The sequence below is a fragment of the Polaromonas sp. C04 genome, from assembly GCF_002002705.1.
In the GTDB taxonomy this organism is placed as follows: Bacteria; Pseudomonadota; Gammaproteobacteria; order Burkholderiales; family Burkholderiaceae_C; genus Rhodoferax_A.
The window spans coordinates 158,214-179,780 of the sequence record NZ_MUNS01000028.1 but is presented as its reverse complement, the minus strand read 5'-3'; the positions used below and the strand labels follow the sequence as shown (position 1 = coordinate 179,780).

Annotated in this window: 18 protein-coding genes; 2 read left to right on the top strand and 16 right to left on the bottom strand. The window is 66.1% G+C overall.

The features are described 5' to 3' along the window. Nucleotides 1-160 precede the first annotated feature (160 nt). A complete protein-coding gene (locus tag B0E49_RS08975) occupies nucleotides 161-928 on the top strand; it encodes a class II glutamine amidotransferase (protein ID WP_077561852.1) in 768 nt (255 codons plus the stop codon). A gap of 14 nt (nucleotides 929-942) precedes the next feature. Here the strand turns inward: B0E49_RS08975 and gshB are convergent, their stop codons facing one another. From gshB to B0E49_RS08900, 15 genes are all read right to left on the bottom strand, one after another. Continuing rightward, the gene (gene gshB, locus B0E49_RS08970; protein WP_077561851.1) at nucleotides 943-1,884 is read right to left on the bottom strand and encodes a glutathione synthase; all 942 of its coding nucleotides are present in this window, start codon (nucleotides 1,882-1,884) and stop codon (nucleotides 943-945) included. A 29-nt stretch (nucleotides 1,885-1,913) separates the two neighbouring features. Then, nucleotides 1,914-3,101, bottom strand: coding sequence for a benzoate/H(+) symporter BenE family transporter (locus tag B0E49_RS08965; protein ID WP_077561850.1), 1,188 nt, complete (start codon nucleotides 3,099-3,101; stop codon nucleotides 1,914-1,916). 700 nt (nucleotides 3,102-3,801) lie between these two features. After that, entirely contained in the window at nucleotides 3,802-5,670 is a 1,869-nt protein-coding gene (locus B0E49_RS08960) for a potassium transporter Kup (protein ID WP_077561849.1), read from the bottom strand. Nucleotides 5,671-5,834: 164 nt separating this feature from the next. Next, nucleotides 5,835-7,127, bottom strand: a complete 1,293-nt coding sequence (gene gshA / locus B0E49_RS08955) for a glutamate--cysteine ligase (protein ID WP_077561848.1) — start codon at nucleotides 7,125-7,127, stop codon at nucleotides 5,835-5,837. A 116-nt stretch (nucleotides 7,128-7,243) separates the two neighbouring features. After that, on the bottom strand, nucleotides 7,244-8,533 hold the full coding sequence (locus B0E49_RS08950) for an MFS transporter (protein WP_077561847.1): 1,290 nt from the start codon (nucleotides 8,531-8,533) through the stop codon (nucleotides 7,244-7,246). 77 nt (nucleotides 8,534-8,610) lie between these two features. Further along, on the bottom strand, nucleotides 8,611-10,002 hold the full coding sequence (locus tag B0E49_RS08945; RefSeq protein ID WP_077561846.1) for a glutamate-5-semialdehyde dehydrogenase: 1,392 nt from the start codon (nucleotides 10,000-10,002) through the stop codon (nucleotides 8,611-8,613). Continuing rightward, entirely contained in the window at nucleotides 9,999-11,096 is a 1,098-nt protein-coding gene (holA, locus tag B0E49_RS08940) for a DNA polymerase III subunit delta (protein ID WP_077561845.1), read from the bottom strand. The genes B0E49_RS08945 and holA overlap by 4 nt, the downstream gene beginning before the upstream one ends. A 12-nt stretch (nucleotides 11,097-11,108) precedes the next feature. Continuing rightward, complete coding sequence (rocD, locus tag B0E49_RS21005; RefSeq protein ID WP_077561844.1) at nucleotides 11,109-13,334, bottom strand: ornithine--oxo-acid transaminase; 2,226 nt, start codon at nucleotides 13,332-13,334, stop codon at nucleotides 11,109-11,111. A gap of 124 nt (nucleotides 13,335-13,458) precedes the next feature. Continuing rightward, complete coding sequence (locus tag B0E49_RS08930) at nucleotides 13,459-13,935, bottom strand: Lrp/AsnC family transcriptional regulator (RefSeq protein WP_077561843.1); 477 nt, start codon at nucleotides 13,933-13,935, stop codon at nucleotides 13,459-13,461. 136 nt (nucleotides 13,936-14,071) lie between these two features. After that, on the bottom strand, nucleotides 14,072-14,638 hold the full coding sequence (locus B0E49_RS08925) for an LPS-assembly lipoprotein LptE (RefSeq protein ID WP_077561842.1): 567 nt from the start codon (nucleotides 14,636-14,638) through the stop codon (nucleotides 14,072-14,074). Between the two features lie 5 nt (nucleotides 14,639-14,643). Further along, nucleotides 14,644-17,313, bottom strand: a complete 2,670-nt coding sequence (leuS, locus tag B0E49_RS08920; protein ID WP_077561841.1) for a leucine--tRNA ligase — start codon at nucleotides 17,311-17,313, stop codon at nucleotides 14,644-14,646. 98 nt (nucleotides 17,314-17,411) lie between these two features. Further along, a complete protein-coding gene (locus B0E49_RS08915) occupies nucleotides 17,412-17,840 on the bottom strand; it encodes an ExbD/TolR family protein (RefSeq protein ID WP_077561840.1) in 429 nt (142 codons plus the stop codon). Nucleotides 17,841-17,861: 21 nt separating this feature from the next. Continuing rightward, nucleotides 17,862-18,524: a MotA/TolQ/ExbB proton channel family protein gene (locus tag B0E49_RS08910; RefSeq protein WP_077561839.1), complete on the bottom strand. Its 663-nt coding sequence runs from the start codon at nucleotides 18,522-18,524 to the stop codon at nucleotides 17,862-17,864. A gap of 2 nt (nucleotides 18,525-18,526) precedes the next feature. Then, on the bottom strand, nucleotides 18,527-19,372 hold the full coding sequence (gene dapB, locus B0E49_RS08905) for a 4-hydroxy-tetrahydrodipicolinate reductase (RefSeq protein ID WP_077561838.1): 846 nt from the start codon (nucleotides 19,370-19,372) through the stop codon (nucleotides 18,527-18,529). A 21-nt stretch (nucleotides 19,373-19,393) separates the two neighbouring features. Beyond that, on the bottom strand, nucleotides 19,394-19,942 hold the full coding sequence (locus B0E49_RS08900; RefSeq protein WP_077561837.1) for an outer membrane protein assembly factor BamE: 549 nt from the start codon (nucleotides 19,940-19,942) through the stop codon (nucleotides 19,394-19,396). A gap of 84 nt (nucleotides 19,943-20,026) precedes the next feature. Between B0E49_RS08900 and fur the strand changes: the two genes are divergently transcribed. Further along, the gene (gene fur, locus B0E49_RS08895) at nucleotides 20,027-20,473 is read left to right on the top strand and encodes a ferric iron uptake transcriptional regulator (protein ID WP_077561836.1); all 447 of its coding nucleotides are present in this window, start codon (nucleotides 20,027-20,029) and stop codon (nucleotides 20,471-20,473) included. 45 nt (nucleotides 20,474-20,518) lie between these two features. Here the strand turns inward: fur and hprK are convergent, their stop codons facing one another. After that, complete coding sequence (hprK, locus tag B0E49_RS08890) at nucleotides 20,519-21,469, bottom strand: HPr(Ser) kinase/phosphatase (protein ID WP_077561835.1); 951 nt, start codon at nucleotides 21,467-21,469, stop codon at nucleotides 20,519-20,521. Nucleotides 21,470-21,567: the final 98 nt, after the last annotated feature.

Below are 21,567 nucleotides of genomic sequence, written 5' to 3'. Positions count from 1 at the left end.
CAGAGTCGTCATCGCAGTTTGCCATGGGTACTCGTTGCGGCGTGGCAACTGTACGCAAAGTCCGCGCCGGCAGTGCCCGCGCAATGACACAATAGCGAAGGAGCCCCGCCACGGGCCACCTCCAGCCTGCCACCTCATTGCCACCTTGTCGCCACCCACCATGTGCCAGCTGCTCGGACTCAACTGCAAAACCCCGACGGATGCAACCTTCAGCTTCACCGGGTTTTGCCAGCGCGGGGGCCTGACCGACCACCATGCCGATGGCTGGGGCATCGCGTTTTTCGAAGGCCGGGGGCTACGCCATTTCGTCGACCACCAGAGCGCGGTGGAGTCGCCCGTGGCCGAGCTGATCCGCCGCTACCCGATCAAGAGCCGCAATATCGTGGCGCACGTGCGCAAGGCCACGCAGGGCGACGTGCTGCTGGAAAACGCCCACCCGTTCGTGCGTGAGCTGTGGGGCCACTACTGGGTGTTTGCGCACAACGGCGACCTGAAGGACTACCACCCCCATCTGCACGGCAGCTTTCACCCGGTCGGCACCACGGACAGCGAACGCGCCTTTTGCTGGCTGATGCAGCAGCTGGCCAAGTCGCACGCCGGCATGCCCAGCGTCGCCGAGCTGACGCTCACGCTGCACGAACTGGTGCCGCAAATCAGGCGCTTTGGCAACTTCAACTTTCTGCTCTCCAACGGCCAGGCGCTGTGGGCGCATGCCTCCACCAGCCTGTACTACCTGGTGCGCCAATACCCGTTTGCGCACGCCACGCTGTCCGACCAGGACCTGACGGTCAACTTTGCCGACATCAACTCGCCCGATGACCGCGCCGCCGTGGTCGTGACCACGCCGCTGACCAGCAACGAGACCTGGACCGCGTTTGCAACGAATGAGCTCAAGGTGTTTGTGGACGGGGCACCACTGGCGCAGTGACCCCATCCGCCGCGCTACGGCGCAGCCTCCAGCGCATCGGCGAACATGGCCGGCACGTCGAAGCCGGTTTGCTGGAAGATTTCCTGGAAGCAGGTCGGGCTGGTAACGTTGATTTCGGTCACGTAGTCGCCAATCACGTCGATGCCCACCAGCAGCAGGCCGCGCGCCGCCAGCACGGGCCCGAGCGCCTGCGCGATCTCGCGGTCGCGGTTGGAGAGCGGCTGCGCCACGCCCTTGCCGCCGGCGGCCAGGTTGGCACGCACCTCGCTGCCTTGCGGAATGCGCGCCAGGCTGTACGGCACCGGCTGGCCGCCGATCACCAGCACGCGTTTGTCGCCGCGCACGATCTCGGGCAGGAACTTTTGCACCATCACCGATTGCGTGCCGTTGCGGTTGAGCGTCTCGGTGATGCTGCCCAGGTTCAGGCCATCGGCGCGCACGCGGAAAATCCCCATGCCGCCCATGCCGTCGAGCGGCTTGAGGATGATGTCCTTGTGCACGGCATGAAAACGCTGGATGTCGGCCGCGCTGCTGGTGACCAGCGTCGGGCCGATGAACTGCGCAAACTCCATGATCGCAAGTTTTTCGGGATGGTCGCGCAGTGCCGCGGGCTTGTTGAAGACGCGCGCGCCTTCGCGCTCGGCCTGCTCCAGCAGATGCGTGGCGTAGATGTATTCGGCATCGAACGGCGGATCCTTGCGCATCAAGACAGCGCCGAAGTCCTTGAGGGCCGTACGCTGTGTGCCATCAACTTTGAACCAGTCTGAGGCGTCCCCCGTGAGCGTGATGGCGCGCACATCGGCCTCGATCAGGCCGCCGCGCATCCACGACAGCTGTTTGGGCTCGCACGCCGCAATGCGGTGCCCGCGCTTTTGCAGCTCGCGCATCATCGCAAAGGTGGTGTCCTTGTAGATCTTGAAATGCTCCAGCGGGTCGGCAACGAAAAGAATGTTCATGGAAAGAGACAAAAGAGGGCGGTAAGAATTTAGTCGGCGCGCCCGTACTGTTGCACAAATAGCGCGACGGCGCCGGCCACCACGCCCCAGAAGGCCGAACCCACGCCCGCAATCACCACGCCGCTGAGCGTGACCAGGAAGGTGATGATGGCGGCTTCGCGGTGCGACTCGTCCCGGATCGCGGCCGCCATGCCGGCGCCGATCGTGCCGAGCAGGGCCAGCCCGGCGATCGCCGCCACCAGTTCCTTGGGGAACGCGGTGAGCAGGCCCGTCACCGCGGCGCCGAAGATGCCGATCACGATGTACAGGGCGCCGCACGCGACCGCCGCCGTGTAGCGTTTGGCGGGATCGGCGTGGGCTTCGCGGCCCATGCAGATGGCGGCGGTGATGGCGGCGAGGTTCAGCGCATAGGCGCCGAACGGCGCCAGCACCAGCGTGACCAGGCCGGTCAGCGTGATGATCTTCGAGATCGGGATGCCTTTGGCGCCACCATAACCCGTGGCCCGGATGACGGCCACGCCCGGCAGATTCTGCGAGGCCATGGTCACGACAAACAAGGGAACGGCCAGGCTGACGATGGCGCTCCAGCTGAAGCGCGGCGCCGTGAACACCGGTCGTGCCAGGTCAAAACCGACGCCAGCGCCTACCAGTTCTCCACGACTAGCTACGAAAATAATAGCAATCACGAAAGTGACAACCACCGCGTAGCGCGGCAGCCAGCGCTGGCAGAGCAGGTAAGTCGCCAGCATCAGCAGCACCAGCGGCAGCGCCGTCTGCGCCGCGGCAAAGGCGTCCAGGCCGAAGCGCGCCAGCACGCCGGCCAGGAGCGCCGACGCAATCGCCACCGGGATGCGGTTCATGACTTTTTCAAACCAGCCGGTGGCCCCGGACACGGTGATGAGCGCGGCGCAGACCATGAAGGCACCCACCGCCTCGGCCATGGAAAAGCCGCCCGTCAGCCCGGCGGTGGCCAGCACGGCCGCACCGGGCGTGCTCCACGCCACCATCACCGGCATGCGCAGCAGCAGTGAGGGCAGCAGCGAGCACAGGCCCATACCCAGGCCGAGCGCCCACATCCAGGAGCTGATCTGGGCCGGCGTGGCGTGAAAGGCCTGCGCCGCCTGGAACACGATGGCCACCGAACTGGTGAAGCCGACCAGCACGGCGACGAAGCCGGCAGTGAAGGCGGAGAGGGAGAGGTCTTTGAAGAAACGCATGAGGAGGGATTCTGACAGTGCCCTTGGCGTCGGCGTCATGCCGGGGCGGCTCGGCACGCCGGCGGGTCGGGTCACGGCTGGCGTGGTGGGGGGTATGGGCCGTATTTCGGCTGTATTTCTGTGCAAGAGCTGCTGGCCGGGTGGCGCCCCGGCGGTCGCCTCACTTTCTCTTGCTTCGCCAAGAGAAAGTAAGCAAAGAGAAGGCGAGCCGGATTCGTCGGCCCTACGCTTCGCTACGGGCATGCTGCGTTGCTCGGCTTGAGCCGGGTGCGCGCAAACTCGGCTTCGCCTCAAACACGCGCGCCCCTGATCGGCTCAAGTCTGCGCTACTCGCCTCCTCATTACGGCGAGTAGGCAACCAAATACCCAAGCCCACAAGTACGCGCCATGGCGCGTACTTGTGGAGCCTTGTACTCGGCATTGAATTCTTCTGGCACTGGTATTGGTTATTGGTATTCGGCTCCCGCCGTCCTGGCACGGCTGAGCAGCGCAGGGGCAGATGGATCAGGGCTGGCGTTGTCTGAGCCCGCAGGGCGAGTTTAGCCAGACCCCATCTGCCCCGAGCAGCGCAAGGCACCCCGAAGGGGCCGTGTCTGCGGCTGCCCTTTCTTTTGGTGACTTTTCTTTGGGCACTCAAAGAAAAGTTACTGCGCCGTCGGGCGCACATCCCGACTCCCGCCCTCGCATGAGGAGAAACCCCTCAAATCTCGATCTTCGACCCCAGCTCCACCACCGAATTGTTCGGCAGATTCAGGAAATCGGCGGCCCCGCTGGCGGCGTGGTGCATCTGCGCAAACAGCTTTTCGCGCCAGGGCGCCATGCCGCTGCCGATGGTGGGGATCACGATGTCGCGCGACAGGAAATAGCTGGTTGTCATCGGCTCCACGTCGCAACCCCGGCCGCGGGTCTGCTGCAGCGCGCGCGGCAGGTCGGGGTCGTTCTTGAAGCCGTAATGGATGATCACCTGCCAGCAGTGGTGCCCGAGCGCCTCGACCTCCAGCCGCTTCTCCATGCCGATCCACGGCACTTCGTGGTTGCGCACCGTGACGAACAGGTTCTGCTCGTGCAGCACCTTGTTGTGCTTGAGGTTGTGCAGCAGGGCATTGGGCACCATGCCGGGCTCGGCGGTCAGGAATACGGCGGTGCCGGCCACGCGCGCCGGCGGACTCACGAACACCGCTTCGAGGAAGCTCGGCAGGTCGATGGCATCGGTGCGCAGCTTGGCATTGAGCAGGTGGCGGCCCTCTTTCCAGGTGACCATCAGCGTGAAGACACCTCCGGCGATCACGATCGGGAACCAGCCGCCCTCCAGGATCTTGAGCATGTTCGAGGACAGGAACGCCAGGTCCACCACGAAGAAACAGCCGGTGGCGGCGATGCACAGTGGCAGCGGGTAGTTCCAGGCGTAGCGGACCACGTAAAACGTCAGGATCGTGGTGATCAGCATCGTGCCGCAGACCGCGATGCCGTAGGCCGCAGCCAGCGCCTCGGACGACCTGAACAGCACCACCGCCAGCACGATCGCCACGAACAGTGTCCAGTTCACGAACGGCAGGTAAATCTGCCCCGTTTCCTTGACGCTGGTATGCAGGATCTGGATGCGTGGCAGATAGCCGAGCAGGATGATCTGCTTGGTGGCGCTGAAGGCCCCCGAGATCAGGGCCTGGGAAGCGATCACGGTGGCCATGGTCGCCAGCGCCACCAGGGGCAGCAACGCCCAGTCGGGCGCCATCAGGTAGAACGGATTCTTCACGGCCTGCGCATTCTTGAGTACCAGCGCGCCTTGGCCGAAGTAGTTCAGCACGAGGGCCGGCATGACGACGCTGAACCAGGCCACGCGGATCGGCTTTTTGCCGAAGTGGCCCATGTCCGCATACAGGGCCTCGGCCCCCGTGACGCACAGGATGATGGCGCCCAGGATCACGAAGGTCACGCCCGGGCTGTTGATCATGAAGCGCACGGCGTAATACGGACTCAGCGCCTTCAGGACCGCCGGGTGGCCGACGATCTGCATGAGACCGAGCAAACCGATCGCGGCCAGCCAGACGAGCATGATCGGCCCGAAAAACTTGCCGATGTCGGTGGTGCCCCGCTTTTGCACGACGAACAGCAAAAACAGGATCATCAGCGTGAGCGGGATCACGTATTGCTTGAACGCCGGCGACACCACCTCCAGCCCCTCGACGGCCGACAGCACCGAGATCGCGGGCGTGATGACGCCATCGCCGTAGAACAGGGCGGCCCCGAACATGCCGATCACGAGCAGGCGCCCGCGCAGTTTGGGCCGGTTGGCGACCGCGTTGGAGGCCAGCGCCACCATGGAGGCCGTGCCGCCTTCGCCGTTATTGTCGGCGCGCAGCACCAGCACCACGTATTTGATGGACACGATGATCGTCAATGTCCAGAAGAACATCGACAGGATGCCGTAGATGTTGTCGTGCGTGAGGGCCACGTGGCCGGTCGTGAAGACCGTCTGGAACGCGTACAGGACGCTGGTGCCGATGTCACCGTAGACAACACCGATGGCACCGAGCGTGAGCGCCGCGAAGGATGATTTGGATGCTGCCACTAATTGATGCACCCGGTCTTGATGCCGGACCGGCTTGCGTTGCCTTGAAGGGGGCTATTCTGCACTTGGAAGGCGCCACATCCCGTCAGTACAAACGTCTACACGCCGCAAATCACGCAATTGTTGCAATGCAACAACTGACGCGCCGGGCATGCCCGAGCGCCTCAGTCGTAGATCTCGGCGTCGGGATCGGTGGCTTCGAGCTCATAGCTGGCGGCGAGCATGGCGAGCCGGCCGATCACGCCATACATGTAGAAGCGGTTGGGGGCGCTGGCGCCGGGCTTCATGCCCGGCTGAGGTAAGCGCGTACTCTCGGCAAACGCCAGCGGCACGAACCGGGAGCCCGGAGCATTCAGGCTCTCGTCCACGCCGCGCTGCGCATGCACGCGGTAAAAGCCGCCCACCACGTAGCGGTCCATCATGTAGACCACCGGCTCGGCCACCGCGTCGTTCATGCGCTCGTTGGTCAGCACGCCTTCCTGGATGATGAGATCGCCCACTTCCTGGCCGGCCTTGCTGAAGTCCGCCCTGCTTTTGCGGCCGAGCGCCTCGAGGTCTTTCGCGTCGCGCACCGTCATGATGCCCTTGCCGGAGGTGCCGTTGTCGGCCTTGACCACCACGAACGGTTTTTCGTTGATGCCGTATTCCTTGTATTTGCGCCGGATCTTGGTCAGCAGCGCATCGACGTTGCTGCTCAGGCAGTCCATGCCCGGCCCTTGTGCAAAATTCACCTCGCCGCACTTGCCGAACATCGGGTTGATGAGCCAGGGGTCGATGCCCAGCAGCTTGCCAAAGCGCTTGGACACCTCTTCGTAGCTGTGGAAATGGTTGCTCTTGCGCCGTACCGACCAGCCCGCGTGCAGCGGCGGCAGCAGGTACTGCTCATGAATGTCTTCCAGAATGCCCGGAATGCCGGCGGCCAGGTCGTTGTTGAGCAGGATGGTGCAGGGATCGAAATCCTTCAGGCCGAGGCGGCGCCGGGTGCGGATCACCGGCTCCAGCGTCACGTGCTCGCCGTGCGGCAGCTCGACCGTGGTGGTTTTCTTGACGGCGGGGTCGATCGAGCCGACGCGCACGTTCAGCCCGGCCATGTGAAAGATGCGCTGCAGCTGCGCCACGCTGCTCAGGTAGAACGTGTTGCGTGTGGTGTGGTTTTCCGGGATCACCAGCAGGTTCCTGGCCTCGGGGCAGATTTTTTCAATCGCCGCCTGCGCCGCCTGCACTGCCAGCGGCAGCATCTCCGGCGTCAGGTAGTTCCAGCCGCCCGGGTACAGGTCGGTGTCCACCGGCGCCAGCTTGAAGCCGGCGTTGCGGATGTCGACCGCGCTGTAGAACGGCGGCGTGTGCTCCATCCACTCGAGCCGGAACCAGCGCTCGATGGCGGGCATGGAGTCGAGAACGCGCTGCTCGAGTTCGTTGATGGGGCCCGTGAGCGCCGTGATGAGATGGGGAACCATGCGGCCCTTTTTGGTTGTCGTCCGGTGGAGTACTGCACCGGATTCTAAAACCTGAGGGCGCCGCGGCCGGTTACAAGAGGGAATGGGGTGCCGCGCCCACCGCGACGACGCTCGGATCAGATCGGCTTGCCGGCCGTCTCCTTGAGCCACAGCAGCGGAATCGTCGAAATCACGGCCGCAGCGATCATGTACCACGCCGGGGCGAGGTCGCTGCCCGTGACCTTGATGAGCCAGGTCACGATGAGCTGGGCGGTGCCGCCGAACACCGCCACGCCCACGCTGTACACGACCGACAGGGAGGTGGCGCGGATCGGGCGCGGGTACAGCTCGGTAATGAAGGTGATGCCCGGCGAGGCCTGCAGCGCGAGCAGGACCGAGAGCACCGCGACCACGCCGATCAACACGGCGCCCTGGGGGTGTGCCACCAGCAGCATGAAGCCCGGCACCACCAGCACGACCATCGCCGCGCGCGACCACAGGATCACGGGCTTGCGGCCGAACCGGTCCGACAGCCGGCCCGCAAAGACCGATACCGGCACCAGGATGGCGGACGAGGTGACGCTCGCCCACAGCGTCAGCGACAGCGGCATGTGCAGGAACTGGGCGGCGTAGGTGGGAAAGTAGAAGACGGTGATATAGGTCGCGACCGTGCCGCCGAGGATCATCAGCACGCCCGACCAGACCAGTCCGGCGTGGGTCTGGAAGACTTCCTTGAGTTTGGCCCTGGAGCTGTCACCGGCTTGCGGCCGGTGGCCCAGCGTTTCGTCGAGGTGGCGCCGGATGTAGACGCCGAGCGGCACCATCAGCACGCCGATGGCAAACGGGATACGCCAGCCCCACGAATAGAGCGCGTCATGCGGCAAGGTGTTGGTCAGCAGCGTCGCCACGCCCGCACCGAGCAGCGAACTCAGGCCCTGGCTGACGAACTGCCAGCTGCCGAAGTAGCCGCGGCTGTGGTCGTCGGCGTACTCCAGCAGCAATGAGGTGGAGGCACCGACCTCGCCGCCGAGGGCAAAGCCCTGGACCAGGCGCGCCGTGACGAGCCAGATCGGCCCGAGCACGCCGATCTGCGCATGGGTGGGCGCCAGCGCCATTCCGAGCGAGCCGGCCGCCATCAGGATCAGGGTCAGGGTCATGGCCGGTTTGCGTCCAACCCGGTCGGCATACAGGCCCAGCACGAGGCCCCCGATGGGCCGCGCCAGGAACGCGATGCCATAGCTGCCCAGGGCCAGCATCAGGCTGTCGATCGCGTCCCTGGCGGGAAAGAACAGGCTGCCGATAATCACCGAGAAAAACGCATAGACCGTGAAGTCGAAGAACTCGAGGCCGTTGCCAATCGTGATCGCCGCAATGGTCTTGAAGGTCGCCTTGGGCCGCGGCGCGGGGCTGGCCATGGTTGCACTCATAGAGTTTCCTTTTTCGTACCGAGGCGGGATATCGACACCACCCGACAAATGTGCCGCGAGCAACAAACACAAATGCCCTAGCTGCGCACTTCGCCCTGACCCAATACGACGTACTTCAGCGACGTCAGCCCCTCGATCCCGACCGGCCCGCGCGCATGGAACTTGTCGGTGCTGATGCCGATTTCGGCGCCCAGGCCAAACTCGAAGCCATCGGCGAAGCGCGTGCTGGCATTCACCATCACGCTGGCCGAATCGACCTCGCGCAGGAAGCGCTGCGCGTGCATGTGGTCGCGCGTCAGGATCGCGTCGGTATGGTGACTGGAGTACTGGTTGATGTGCGCAATGGCTTCGTCCAGCCCCGCCACCACCTTGACGCTGATGATGGGCGCGAGGTATTCCTCGTACCAGTCCTGCTCGGTGGCGGCCTCGATTATCGGCGCACGCCGGCCCTCAACAGAGCCGGGTTGAACGGCCGCTCGCAGGATCTGTGCGGCTTCCAGGTCGCAGCGCATCTCCACGCCCTTGGCCGCGTAAATGGCGCCGATCTTCGGCAGAAATTCCTGCGCCACGCCGCGCGCCACCAGCAGCCCTTCGCTGGCGTTGCAGGGGCTGTACTTGCTGGTCTTGGCGTTGTCGGCGACCCTGACGGCCATGTCGATGTCGCAGGGATCGTCGACGTAGACATGGCAGTTGCCGTCCAGGTGCTTGATGACCGGCACCCTGGCATCGCGCGAGATGCGCTCGATCAGCCCCTTGCCGCCGCGCGGAATGATCACGTCGACAAACTGCGGCATCGTGATGAGCTGGCCGACCACCTCGCGGTCGGTGGTCTGCACCAGCTGCACCGCGTGGGCCGGCAGGCCGCTCTCGACCAGCGCCTGCTGCACCAGTTTCGCAAGCGCCTTGTTGGATTCGATCGCCTCCGAGCCGCCGCGCAGGATGCAGGCGTTGCCGCTCTTGATCGACAGGCTGGCGGCCTCGATGGTCACGTTGGGGCGGCTTTCGAAAATCATGCCGAACACACCGATCGGCACGCGCATCTGGCCGACGCGGATGCCGCTGGGCTGCTGGCGCAGCGCCGTGATCTCGCCAATGATGTCGGGCATGGCGGCCAGCTGCTCGCAGCCCTGAGCGCAGGTCTCCAGCACCTTGGGGCTGAGCCTAAGGCGGTCCACCAGCGGCGCGGCCAGGCCGGCCGCGACGGCGCGCTCGATGTCCTTCGCGTTCTCCACCTGCAGCGCCGGGCCGCTGCTGCGCAGCAGGCTTGCAAGTTTGCGAAGTGCTGCATTTTTGATAGCTGTATCCGCACGTGCCATCAGGGCTGAAGCCGCTTTTGCCTGCAAACCCAGGGTCCGGGTGTAGTCGGCGATGTCGAGGGCCGACGGGCCACTCTTGGACCCGAGCGCCCCCTCGGGGGGCAGCGCAGCACGCGAAGCGGCAAGCGTGGGGGTGTCACTGGGTGCGTTCATGCCCCTATTTTGGCACGCAGCGGCGTGCCGGCCCCTCTGGCGGGCAGCACCGCGCACTCGCGGCACAGCGTGGTCGCGAGCCGGTGCAGCGCCTGCCAGCCATCCTCCGGCCAGTCGGGTTGCTTGAGGCCCTTGACGATGCCGTCGACCTGGTGCGCCGCGTACAACAGATTGGCCAGCGCGGTGTCGCTCAGGCGCGGCAGCGCGCGCTCGAACAGGCGCTCCTTCAGGCCCCAGATGCGCTGCTCGCGCAGCGCCATGGGCAGCGGGCGCCCTGCGCCAATCGCGTCCTTCACGCGCTTGAGGGCGCGAATGTCCTCGGCCAGTGTGTAGTGCACCAGCACCTCGGCCTCGCCCTCGGCTTGCAGCCCGTCGAGCATGCGCGCCACGCGAGCGATCTGGCCGCCGAGCACCGCCTCGGACAGCTTGAACACGTCGTAGCGCGCGACGTTGAGCACGGCGCACTCGATCTGCTCGAACGTCAGCTCGCCCTGCGGGTACAACAGCGCCAGCTTCTGGATTTCCTGGTGCGCCGCCAGCAGATTGCCCTCCACCCGGTCGGCAAAAAACTGCAGCGTGCGCTGCCCGGTCTCGCCCGCGCCAACGCGCTGGCCCTGGGCCTGCAGGCGCTGGGCGATCCAGGGCGCCAGCGCGCCGCGCTCTACCGGTTCGACCTGCAGCGTGACGCCAAAGCTCTCCAGCGCGGCGAACCAGGCGCCGGATTTGGTCGCCTTGTCGAGCCGCGGCAGCAGCACCAGGGTCAGCGTGCTGTCATTGCCCTGCGCCTGCGCGGCCAGTTGCTGCAGCGCCGCGCTGCCCTCCTTGCCGGGCTTGCCCGAGGGAATGCGCACCTCGACGATCTGCTTGTCGGCAAACAGGCTGAGCGAGCCGCCCGCCGCCAGCACCTCGCTCCAGTCGAAGTTCGCGCCGGCCACCGTGTGCACCGTACGCTCGGTGTAGCCCTGGCTCCGGGCCGCGGCGCGCAGCGCGTCGGCCGCCTCCTGGATCAGCAGCGGCTCGTCGCCGTGCAGGGTGTACAGGGGTTTGAGTCCGCGCTGGAGGTGTTGCGGGAGTTGGGCCGGAGCGAGCTGCATGAGTGCGCAAGTTTACGCGGCCTTGGCCCACCGTTGGTGGGCTTGCGCGCTGCGCCCCCGGTACAGATTGTTCAGCTTCAGGGTCAGGCAATAGGCCGCACCGCCCGAGCGGTTGAACGATCCCAGCGGCACCACATGCACGCGGTAGCCGCGCGCGGTGAGCAGCTCGCGCAGCGGCTCGCTGCAGTGGCACATCACGACATCGCGGGCGATGCACACCGAGTTGACGCCCAGGTGCAGCGCATCGTCGGCGCCGGCCTCGATCAGCTGCGCACCCGCCACGGCCCGGATCTGCGCGCGGCCCGCCTCGGTAAAGGCCTCGGGGTAGTACAGCACTTCGCCGCCCGAGAGCAGGCAAAAGCAGGTGTCGAGGTGGTAAAAGCGCGGGTCCGCCAGCTCCAGCGCGAGGGTCGGGATACCGAACACCTGCTCGATCGTGTGGCGCGCCTGCGGGCTGGAGCGCTGGCCGTGGCCCATCCACATGATGCCGCGCCCGGCATCGAAAATGGCGTCGCCCGCGCCCTCGAAAAACACGCCCTCGGGCGTGCGGTGCAGTGAATCGACCTCGCCGCGCGCGAGCAATTGCTCGAACAGGCGCTGGCCGTGCGCCTCCTCGCCCCGGCGCTCGTCATTCAGGTAGCGCGCCAGCACCACCTTGCCGTCCAGCACCACGGCGCAATTGGCCGTGAACACCAGATCGGGCAGGCCGTGGGCGGCGGGCTTGACCACCACCCGGGCGCCGAGCGCTTCGTAGCGGGCCTTGAGAGCGACCCAGCCGGTGTGCGCGTCCTGCGACAGGCGCCGCGCGTCGAGCGACCAGCGGGTCGGGTCCATCCAGGGGTTGATGGCGTAGCTGACTTCGAAGTAGTCGGGCGGACTCATCAACAGATGCGGCGCCGGCGCCGCGGCAGGTTCTGGGGCGACGGGCGGCGCATCGCTCATGGCGGTGGTCTCCTGCAAGGGCCGTGGCGATGGCGCATTTGCTCCCGAATGTAGAGCAAGCTTTGCACGCATGGCAAGGACAATCTGCGTAAAAACATCGACGGCCCGGTCGATTTGATCGCGGCCGATGGTCAGCGGCGGGGCAAAACGGATCACCGTCTCGTGGGTTTCCTTGGACAGCACGCCGTGCGCCGCCATGCGCTCGACCACCTCGCGCGCATCGGCCAGCGCCGGGTCCATCTCCACGCCGACCCACAGGCCGCGGCCGCGCACGGCGTGGATCAGCGGCGCGGCCGCAAGCTGCACCGCCTGCAGCCGCGCCAGCAAATGGCCGCCCAGCGCCGCGCTGCGCGCCACCAGGTTCTCGTCTTCCATCACCTGCAGGGCTTCCAGCCCGACTGTCGCGGCCAGCGCATTGCCGCCGAAGGTGGAGCCATGGCTGCCGGGCGTGAACACGTCCATCACCGCGTGGTCGGCCAGGAACGCGCTGACCGGCAGCAGCCCGCCGCCCAGCGCCTTGCCCAGGATCAGCGCGTCGGGCCGGATGCCCTCGTACTCGAACGCGAACCAGCGCCCGGTGCGCCCCAGGCCCGACTGCACCTCGTCGAGGACCAGCAGGATGTTGTGTTCGGTGCACCAGTCGCGCAGCTCGGTGAAGAAGCCGGGCGGCGGCAGCACGATGCCGGCCTCGCCCTGGATCGGCTCGACCAGCACGGCGCAGGTGCGCGGCGAGGCGGCCGCGCGCACGCTGGCCATGTCGCCGAAATCGAAGAACTTGAAGCCGGGCGTGAGCGGCCCGAAACCGGCCTTGTAGTCGGGCTCGCTCGAGGCGCTGATCACGGTGGTGGTGCGGCCGTGGAAGTTGCTGCGCGCCACCAGGATTTCGGCCGTGCCGTCGGCGATTCCCTTGACGCGGTGGCCCCAGCGGCGCGCCGCCTTGATGGCGGTTTCCACCGCCTCGGCGCCGGTGTTCATCGGCAGCGCCAGCTCGAAGCCGGCGAGCCGGCAGAGTCTTTCCAGGAACGGCCCCAGCACCGTGCTGTGAAACGCGCGCGAGGTGACTGCCACTTGGCCCAGCTGGCGCGTGGCCGCCGCGACCAGCCGCGGGTGCAGATGGCCGTGACTGACGGCGGAATACGCACTCATCATGTCGAGGTATTCGCGGCCCTCCACATCCCACACCAGGCAATCGCGTGCGCGCTCCACCACGACCGGCACCGGATGGTAGTTGTGCGCACAGAACTGCGCCTCAGCTTTGATGAATTCTTGTGCTGCCGCTCTTTTTTCGATAGCCATGATGATCTCCTGGATAGAGATCAGTGTAGGTCGCAAGCGGCTGCGGCAGTGGTGAAGATGGGCGCACCGGTGCGGCCAGGTTGGCTGCGACTCGCACCTTAAACTTCCGATCCGGAAGTTGATTTCAGGGCTTGGTCAGCGGTAGGGGAAAACCGGCAAATTCCTTGATGGTTTGCAGCTCGGTGTTGGTCACGATCTTCTCGACGCCCAGCGTCACATCGTCGAACCAGGCGCTGATGAGCTCGTGGTAGTGCGCCAGGTCGCGGCAGGCCACGCGCACCAGGTAGTCGTAGCGCCCGCTGATCACGTAGCAGGCCACCACCTCGGGCGTGGCCGCCATGCGCTGCTCGAAGCGCTCGACGACGGCGCGGCGCTGGTCTTTCAGCGCGATCTCGGCAAACACGGAGACATGCTCACCCAGGCTGGCGCGCGCCAGCACGGCGCGGTAGCCCTCGATGTGACCGTCGGCCTCCAGCTTGCGCACGCGGTTCAGGGTGGCGCGCGCCGACAGGTGCACCAGCTGCGACAGCGCCTCCATGCTGGCGCGGCCATCGCGCTGCAGCGCGGCCAGCAGTTTGCGGTCGGTCGGGTCGAGCGGCATGGTTCAGTCAGGCCTCAAACCCTGATCAGTTGATGACTGAGCTTCGCGCCGCTGGCGCTACGGTCTGTCCCGCAATCTCTAGTCAGTTGGGGACAGAGCTCCGCGCCGCTGGCGCTACGGTCTGTCCCGCAAAGATTCATATTTCCTTCACGGCCGCGAGGCGGCGCATGAGCTGCTGCACGACGTCGGTCTGCATGTCGCGGTACAGCAGGGCCTCTTCGGCCTCCTTGGCCAGCACCACGGAGGAGTTGTAGCTGACGTTGCGCCGCTGCAGCAGCTCGGTCTCGGGAATCAGCTCCTTGCCATCCTTGCCGCGCAGCCTGAACCGCACGCGCAGGCGCAACTCCAGCTCGCGCACCTGGCCCGCGGAGTTCAGCGCCACCACCACGCGCTCGCGCTGGTCCCCCAGAATATCCAGAATGACCTGGGCGCTGTCGATTTGCTTGGCGTCGCTGATCACCTTCAATTTGCCACCGGCCACCAGGTCGCGCTTGAGCTCGTTGCCCAGCGGGGTGGCGGCGGCGCTGTACAGCGAGGTGAACGCAAAGTGGGGCGCCTGGCGCAGCTGGAAGCCGCAGGCCGTGAGCAGGCCCGCGCCCGCGCTCACCAGGATCAGGCGGCGTCGCGCCGCCGGGCCGCCCCCAGGCGCGACAGCCCCCTCGGGGGGCAGCGCAGCACGCGTAGCGGCAAGCGTGGGGGCCATAGCTGTCAAATCACCACGTTGACCAGACGGCCCGGCACCACGATGATCTTCTTCGGCTTGGCACCGTCGGCCACCTTGATGAAGGCTTCGCTGCGAACCGCGATGCGCTCGATCGCCTCGCGGCTGGCGCCGGCAGGCACGCGGATGGCGCCGCGCAGCTTGCCGTTGACCTGCAGCACGAGCTCCAGCTCGTCCTGTTCCAGCGCCTGCGGATCGACCTGGGGCCAGGGCGCATCGAGCAGCTCGCCATGCTGTGCGGCCAGCCCGAGTTCCTGCCACAGGGCATGGGTGATGTGCGGCGAGACCGGGTACAGGCAGCGCAGCAGGATGCCAAAGCCCTCGGCCAGCGCGGCGTGGCTGCTCGCCGAGCCGTCGTTCTTGAAGCTCTCCAGCGCGTTGAGCATCTTCATCGCGCCCGAGACGACGGTGTTGTACTGCATGCGCTGGTAGTCGTAATCCACCTGCTTGAGCAGGCCGTGGATGTCCAGTCGCAGCGCACGGGCTTTTGAGTCAAATTCGACCTTGGCCCTTGTCCCGCCTGCATAGACAGCTACGTTTTTCGTAGCAAATCCCCAAACCCGTTTGAGGAAGCGGTACGAGCCCTCTACCGCCAGGTCGTTCCATTCCAGCGTGGCCTCGGGCGGCGCGGTGAACATGGTGTACAGGCGCGCGGTGTCGGCGCCGTATTTCTCGATCAGGTCCTGCGGATCGACGCCGTTGTTCTTGGACTTGGACATGGTGCCCACGCCTTCGTAGTCGATCAGCAGGCCGGCCGGCAGATTGCCGACGGCGTTCTTGAGGCGGGCGCCCACCTGCTTGCCGTCCGGGTCGATCACGGGCTCGACATCGTGCGGCCAGAAATATTCCTTGCCACCGTTGTCGGTGCGGCGCGAGTAGATGTGGTTCAGCACCATGCCCTGGGTCAGCAGCCTGGTAAAGGGCTCGTCGACCTTGACCAGATCGAGGTCGCGCATCACCTTGGTCCAGAAGCGCGCATACAGCAGGTGCAGGATGGCGTGTTCGATGCCGCCGATGTACTGGTCCATCGGCATCCAGTAAGCCGCGCCCTCAGCCACCATGGCCTGCTCATTCTTCGGATCGCAGTAGCGCATGAAGTACCAGGACGAATCCACAAAGGTGTCCATGGTGTCGGTTTCGCGCCGCGCCGCCCGGCCGCAGATCGGGCAGGTCACGCCGGCATGAAAGCCCTCGTGCTTGAGCAGCGGGTTGCCCAAGCCGTCGGGCACACAGTCCTGCGGCAGCACCACGGGCAGATCCTTTTCCGGCACCGGCACCGCGCCGTGCTCGGGGCAGTGGATGATGGGAATCGGCGTGCCCCAGTAGCGCTGGCGGCTCACGCCCCAGTCGCGCAGGCGCCACGTGGTGCGCAACTCGCCCAGGCCCTTGCGCTTGAGCGCGTGCGCCACGGCCAGCACGGCCTCCTGCAGGCCCATGCCGCTGAAGCTGTCGGAATTGATGGTGACGCCTGCCGCCTTGTCGGCATACCAGTCCTGCCAGTGGTGGAAGTCGTAGTGCTCGCCGTCCACCAGCACCACCTGCTTGATGTGCAGGCCATATTTCTTCGCGAAGGCGAAATCGCGTTCGTCGTGCGCGGGCACACCCATCACGGCGCCGTCGCCATAACCCATCAGCACGTAGTTGCCGACCCACAGCGGAATCGGATCGCCCTCCAGCGGGTGCGTCACGTACAGGCCGGTGAACATGCCTTCTTTTTCGCGTGCGGCAAGCTCGGCCTCGGTGGTGCCGCCCTTTTTGCACGCCTCGATGAAGGCCGCGAGCTTCGGATTCGATCTGGCGGCCTGCGTGGCCAGTGGATGCTCGGGCGCCACGGCGCAAAAGGTCACGCCCATGATGGTGTCGGCGCGCGTGGTGAATACGTACATGCGGCCGTCCTGGATCAGCGCGCCGTCGTCGCCCCGGATGTCGTGCGTGAAGGCGAAGCGCACGCCCTCGCTCTTGCCGATCCAGTTTTCCTGCATCAGCTTGACGCGCTCGGGCCAGCCCGCCAGCCCGGTCTGCACCTGCTCCAGCAGTTCCTCGGCGTAGTCGGTGATCTTGAGGTAGTAGCCCGGGATTTCGCGCTTTTCCACCGGCGCGCCGGTGCGCCAGCCCTTGCCGTCGATCACCTGCTCGTTGGCCAGCACGGTCTGGTCCACCGGATCCCAGTTGACGACCTGCGTCTTGCGGTAGGCAATGCCTTTTTCCAGCATCTTCAGGAACAGCCACTGGTTCCATTTGTAATAGCTCGGATCGCAGGTCGCCACCTCGCGGCTCCAGTCGATCGCCAGACCCATCGCCTGCATCTGCTGCTTCATGTAGGCGATGTTGTCGTAGGTCCACTTCGCGGGCGGCACGCCGTTCTTCATCGCGGCGTTTTCCGCGGGCAGGCCGAACGCGTCCCAGCCCATGGGCATCAGCACGTTGTAGCCGTTCATGCGCAGGTAGCGCGTGAGCATGTCGTTGATGGTGTAGTTGCGCACATGGCCCATGTGCAGCTTGCCGCTGGGGTAGGGCAGCATGGAGCAGGCGTAGAACTTCTTTCGGGGCTCGCCGCGCGCGTCCCGCGCGTTCTCGGTGACGCGGTAGGCATCCACGGCTGTCCAGTGGGCGTGCGCCGCTTGTTCTACGTCGAGATGGCTGTATTTTTCTTGCATGGAAGAGGAAACCTGTCGCAGCGATGAGGTTGCAGGCACGGAGCGGCCCTGCACGAATGCTGGATTTTAGGCGCAGCAGCCGCGCGCGTGGGGCGCGCTTACTTCTGCGCCGGCCTGGGCGGATCGGCGACGAAGCCAATCCGGTTCAGCCCCGCCTGTTGCGCCGCGCCCATGACCTGCACCACGCGCCCGTACGGCACCGCCTGGTCGGCGCGCAGCTGCACCTCGGTGTCGGGGTTGCGGGCAGCCGCCTCGACCAGGCTGGCGGCGAGTTCGGCCTGGGTCACGGGCTTGTCGTTCAGGAACGCCTGGCCCGTCTTGTCGACCACCAGGGTGACGAATTTCGGCGCATCACTGGGGCCGGCCGCACCGGTTTGGGGCAAATCCAGACGGATCGAGCTGGCCAGCAGCGGCGCGGTAAGGATGAAAATCACCACCAGCACCATCATGACGTCGACCAGCGGCGTCATGTTGATGTCGCTCATCGGCGTCGGGCGCTCGCTGCGTTCTAAACGGCCAAAACCCATGGTGCAGCCCGTGGCATGGAATCAGGGATGAGGCGAGCGCTCGCCCGGATGGCTTGCCATCAATTCGCGAATGTCGCGGGCAAAGCCTTCGAGGTCGGCCTCGATGCTGCCGACAAAGCGCCCCAGCACGTTGTAGGCCAGCACCGCCGGAATCGCCACGGCCAGACCGGCCGCGGTCATGATCAGCGCCTCGCCCACCGGGCCGGCGACCTTGTCGATGGTGATCTGGCCGACCCCGGAGATGCCGATAAGCGCGTGGTAGATGCCCCAGACCGTGCCCAGCAAGCCGACAAACGGCGCCGTAGAGCCCACCGTGGCCAGCAGCACCTGGCCGAACTGCAGCTTGCGCAGCACGCCATGCAGCGCGTCGCGCAGCACCCGGGTCAGTTGCTGGGAGCGGTCGCCGGCGCTGGCCAGCGTTTGGGGCGCTTGCGTTTTGATCGCTGCAATCAAAGGCAGGACAAGGGCTTCGCGGTCAAAGGCTGCCACACGCTGGCGCGCCTCGTCGACCGTCGCGGATTGCCAGAACGCTGCCGTACTGCGGCCCACGTCGCCGCCGGCGCGGCGCAGCAGCCAGGTCTTCCACAGGATCACAACCCAGCTGGCGACCGACATGAGGAGCAGCAGCGCCGTGACCAGTTTGGTGATGAGATCGCCCTGCGCGAACAGCGCCCACACGCCCATGTCTACTTCAGGCCCAGCACGTCGAACATGTCGAACAGGCCGGCGCGGCGTCCGGCCAGGTAGCGCACCGCGCGCAGGCTGCCCTGCGCGTAGGTGGCGCGGCTGGACGATTTGTGGCTGATTTCGATGCGCTCGCCAATGCCTGCAAACAGCACGGTGTGGTCGCCCACGATGTCACCGCCGCGGATGCTGGCAAAGCCGATGCTGGACGGGTCGCGTTCGCCGGTAATGCCCTGCCTGGCGTACACGGCGCAGTCCTTCAGGTCGCGCCCCAGCGCGCCGGCGACGACCTCGCCCATCTTCAGCGCCGTGCCCGAGGGCGCGTCGACCTTGTGGCGATGATGGGCCTCGATGATTTCGATGTCGTAGCCGGTGGCCAGCCCCCGGGCCGCCATCTCCAGCAGCTTGAGCGTGACGTTGACGCCCACGCTCATGTTGGGCGCCATCATGATGGCGATGTCTTTCGCGGCGGCGGCGATCTCGAGCTTTTGCGCATCGCTGAAGCCGGTGGTGCCGATCACCGCGTTCACGCCCAGCTCACGGCACACCCGCAGGTGCGCCAGCGTGCCCTCGGGGCGCGTGAAGTCGATCAGGACCTGCGCGTTTTGCAGGCCGGCGCGCACGTCGAAGGTAATGGGAACGCCGCTGGCGTGCCCCAGGAAGGCCGCCGCATCGAGACCAATCGCCGGACTCTGGCCCATGTCCAGTGCGCCGGCCAGCTGGCAGTCGTCGCTGGCCCGGATGGCCTCGATCAGCATATGGCCCATGCGGCCGCTGGCGCCGGCCACGGCAATTCGGTGCGGGGCGGCAGCGGTGCCGCGCACCGGTTGGGAGGGGGTCTGTGTCATGAGGTCAACGGCCAGCGGGTTTCAGCGCCCGGGCGCTTCAAGCGGGGGGTAACTGGTGGGCAGCGGGGCGCTGGACGACGGCGTCGCATCGGCGGGAGGCGGCGCTGCGGGGAATTTCTTCAGGCTTTCTTCGGAGGCTTCCAGCACCGGCACCTTGCCCGGCTTGCGGCCGGACGACAGCGCGGCCACGAATTCAGCCTCGCTGGGCATCTCGTCGCCCTCAAAGCGCTCGAGCACGTCGTTCTTGAAAAACACCGTCAGCTTGCGCGACTGGGGTTCCACGCCCTGGCGCTTGAGGGTGAACACATAGTCCCAGCGGTCCGCATGGAACATGTCGGTCAGCAGGGGCGTGCCCAGCAAATCCTTGACCTGCTGGCGGCTCATGCCAGGCTGTAGCGCCTGGACCTGCTCTTTGGACACAAAGTTGCCCTGCACGATCTCCACCTTGTAGGGCGTGATGATGCCGGCCACGCTGGTACTGGCGCTGTTGAAAGTGCTGCAGGCGGCCAGGCCGGCGCCGGCCAGCAGGCTCAGGGCCAGTCGGGCGCCTCGAAGGAACATGGAACGCATGGGCAAATGTATGGCGATATGATCAACCCATTGTAGCGGCTGGGCCTGTCAAGGCAGCCTGCCCACCCGCACCGAAAGACGCACATGGCCAACATCGACGAACTCAAGAGCACCGGGTTGAAAGCCACGCTGCCACGCCTGAAAATCCTCGAGATTTTCCAGAAAGGTGCGCAGCGTCACATGACGGCCGAAGACGTGTTCCGCGTCCTGCTGGAAGAGCGCTCCGATATCGGGCTGGCGACGGTGTACCGCGTGTTGACCCAGTTCGAGCAGGCCGGCATTTTGAGCCGCAGCCATTTCGAGAGCGGCAAGTCCGTGTACGAAATCAATGAAGGCCAGCACCACGACCATCTGGTGTGCCTGGACTGCGGGCGGGTGGAGGAGTTTTACGACCCTGAAATCGAAGAGCGCCAGCATGCGGTGGCCAAGGCCAAGGGGTTCGCGATCGCCGACCACGCGCTGAGCCTGTATGCCAACTGCACCAAACAGGACTGCCCGAACCGGCCGGCGGTGGCACACCACCGCGGTTAGCTGGCCCCCACGCTTGTCGCTGCGCGTACTGCGCTGCTCGCTGCGTCAGCTTTTCCGGTCCATCGCGCGGCGGTGCCGCGCCACAAATTCCTGGTAGGTGTCGATGCCGCGCAGTTGCAAAATGGTGCTGCGCACCGCTGCCTCGACCAGCACGGCAATATTGCGCCCCGCCACCACCTGAATCACCACCTTGCGCACCGGCACGCCGAGCACGTCCTGCGTCAGCGGCTCGAAGGGCATGCGTTCGTAGTCGCGCTCCAGGGTCTCGCTGCGCACCAGGTGGACGATCAGCTTGAGCCGCATCTTGCGCCGCACGGCGGTCTCGCCAAAGATGGCGCGGATGTCGAGCAGGCCGATGCCGCGCACCTCGAGCAGGTTTTGCAGCAGTTCGGGGCAGCGGCCTTCGATCGTGGTCTGGTTGATGCGGTCCAGTTCCACCGCATCGTCGGCCACCAGGCCGTTGCCGCGCGAGATCAGCTCCAGCCCGAGCTCGCTCTTGCCCAGGCCGGACTCGCCGGTGATCATCACGCCCAGGCCCAGGATGTCCATGAACACGCCGTGCATCGAGGTTCGGTCGGCAAAGTGCCGGGACAGATAGGCGCGCAGCACGTCAATCACGAAGGCCGATGGCTCCGGCGTGGCGAACATCGGGATCTGGGCCCGCTCGCACATCGCCAGCAGGGCGTCGGGCGCGGCCTGCCCGTCGGCCAGCACCAGTACGGGAGGCTCCAGCGTCACGATGCGGGAAATGCGGCGCGCGCAGTCTTCGGTCGTGCCCCGCAGCAGATAGGCCACCTCGCGCGGCCCGAGCACCTGCAGACGGTAGGGGTGGATGTAATTGAGGTAGCCCACCAGATCCGCGCCGGAGCGCGCCGCCTGCACCGCGTCCTCATCAAAGCGGCGCTCGGAGGCGCCCAAGCCCGCCACCCACTCCCATTTGAGGGCGGCACGGAACACTTCGAACAGGACGTCGGCGCTGACGACCGTCGGTTTCATCGAAAAGCAGGATGCTGGAGCGACGCCGGGCCGCCACGCAAGCGCAGCGCAGCCTTTCGCGGCGCGGGCGCAAAGGCCCCCCTGGAGGGCAGCGCATC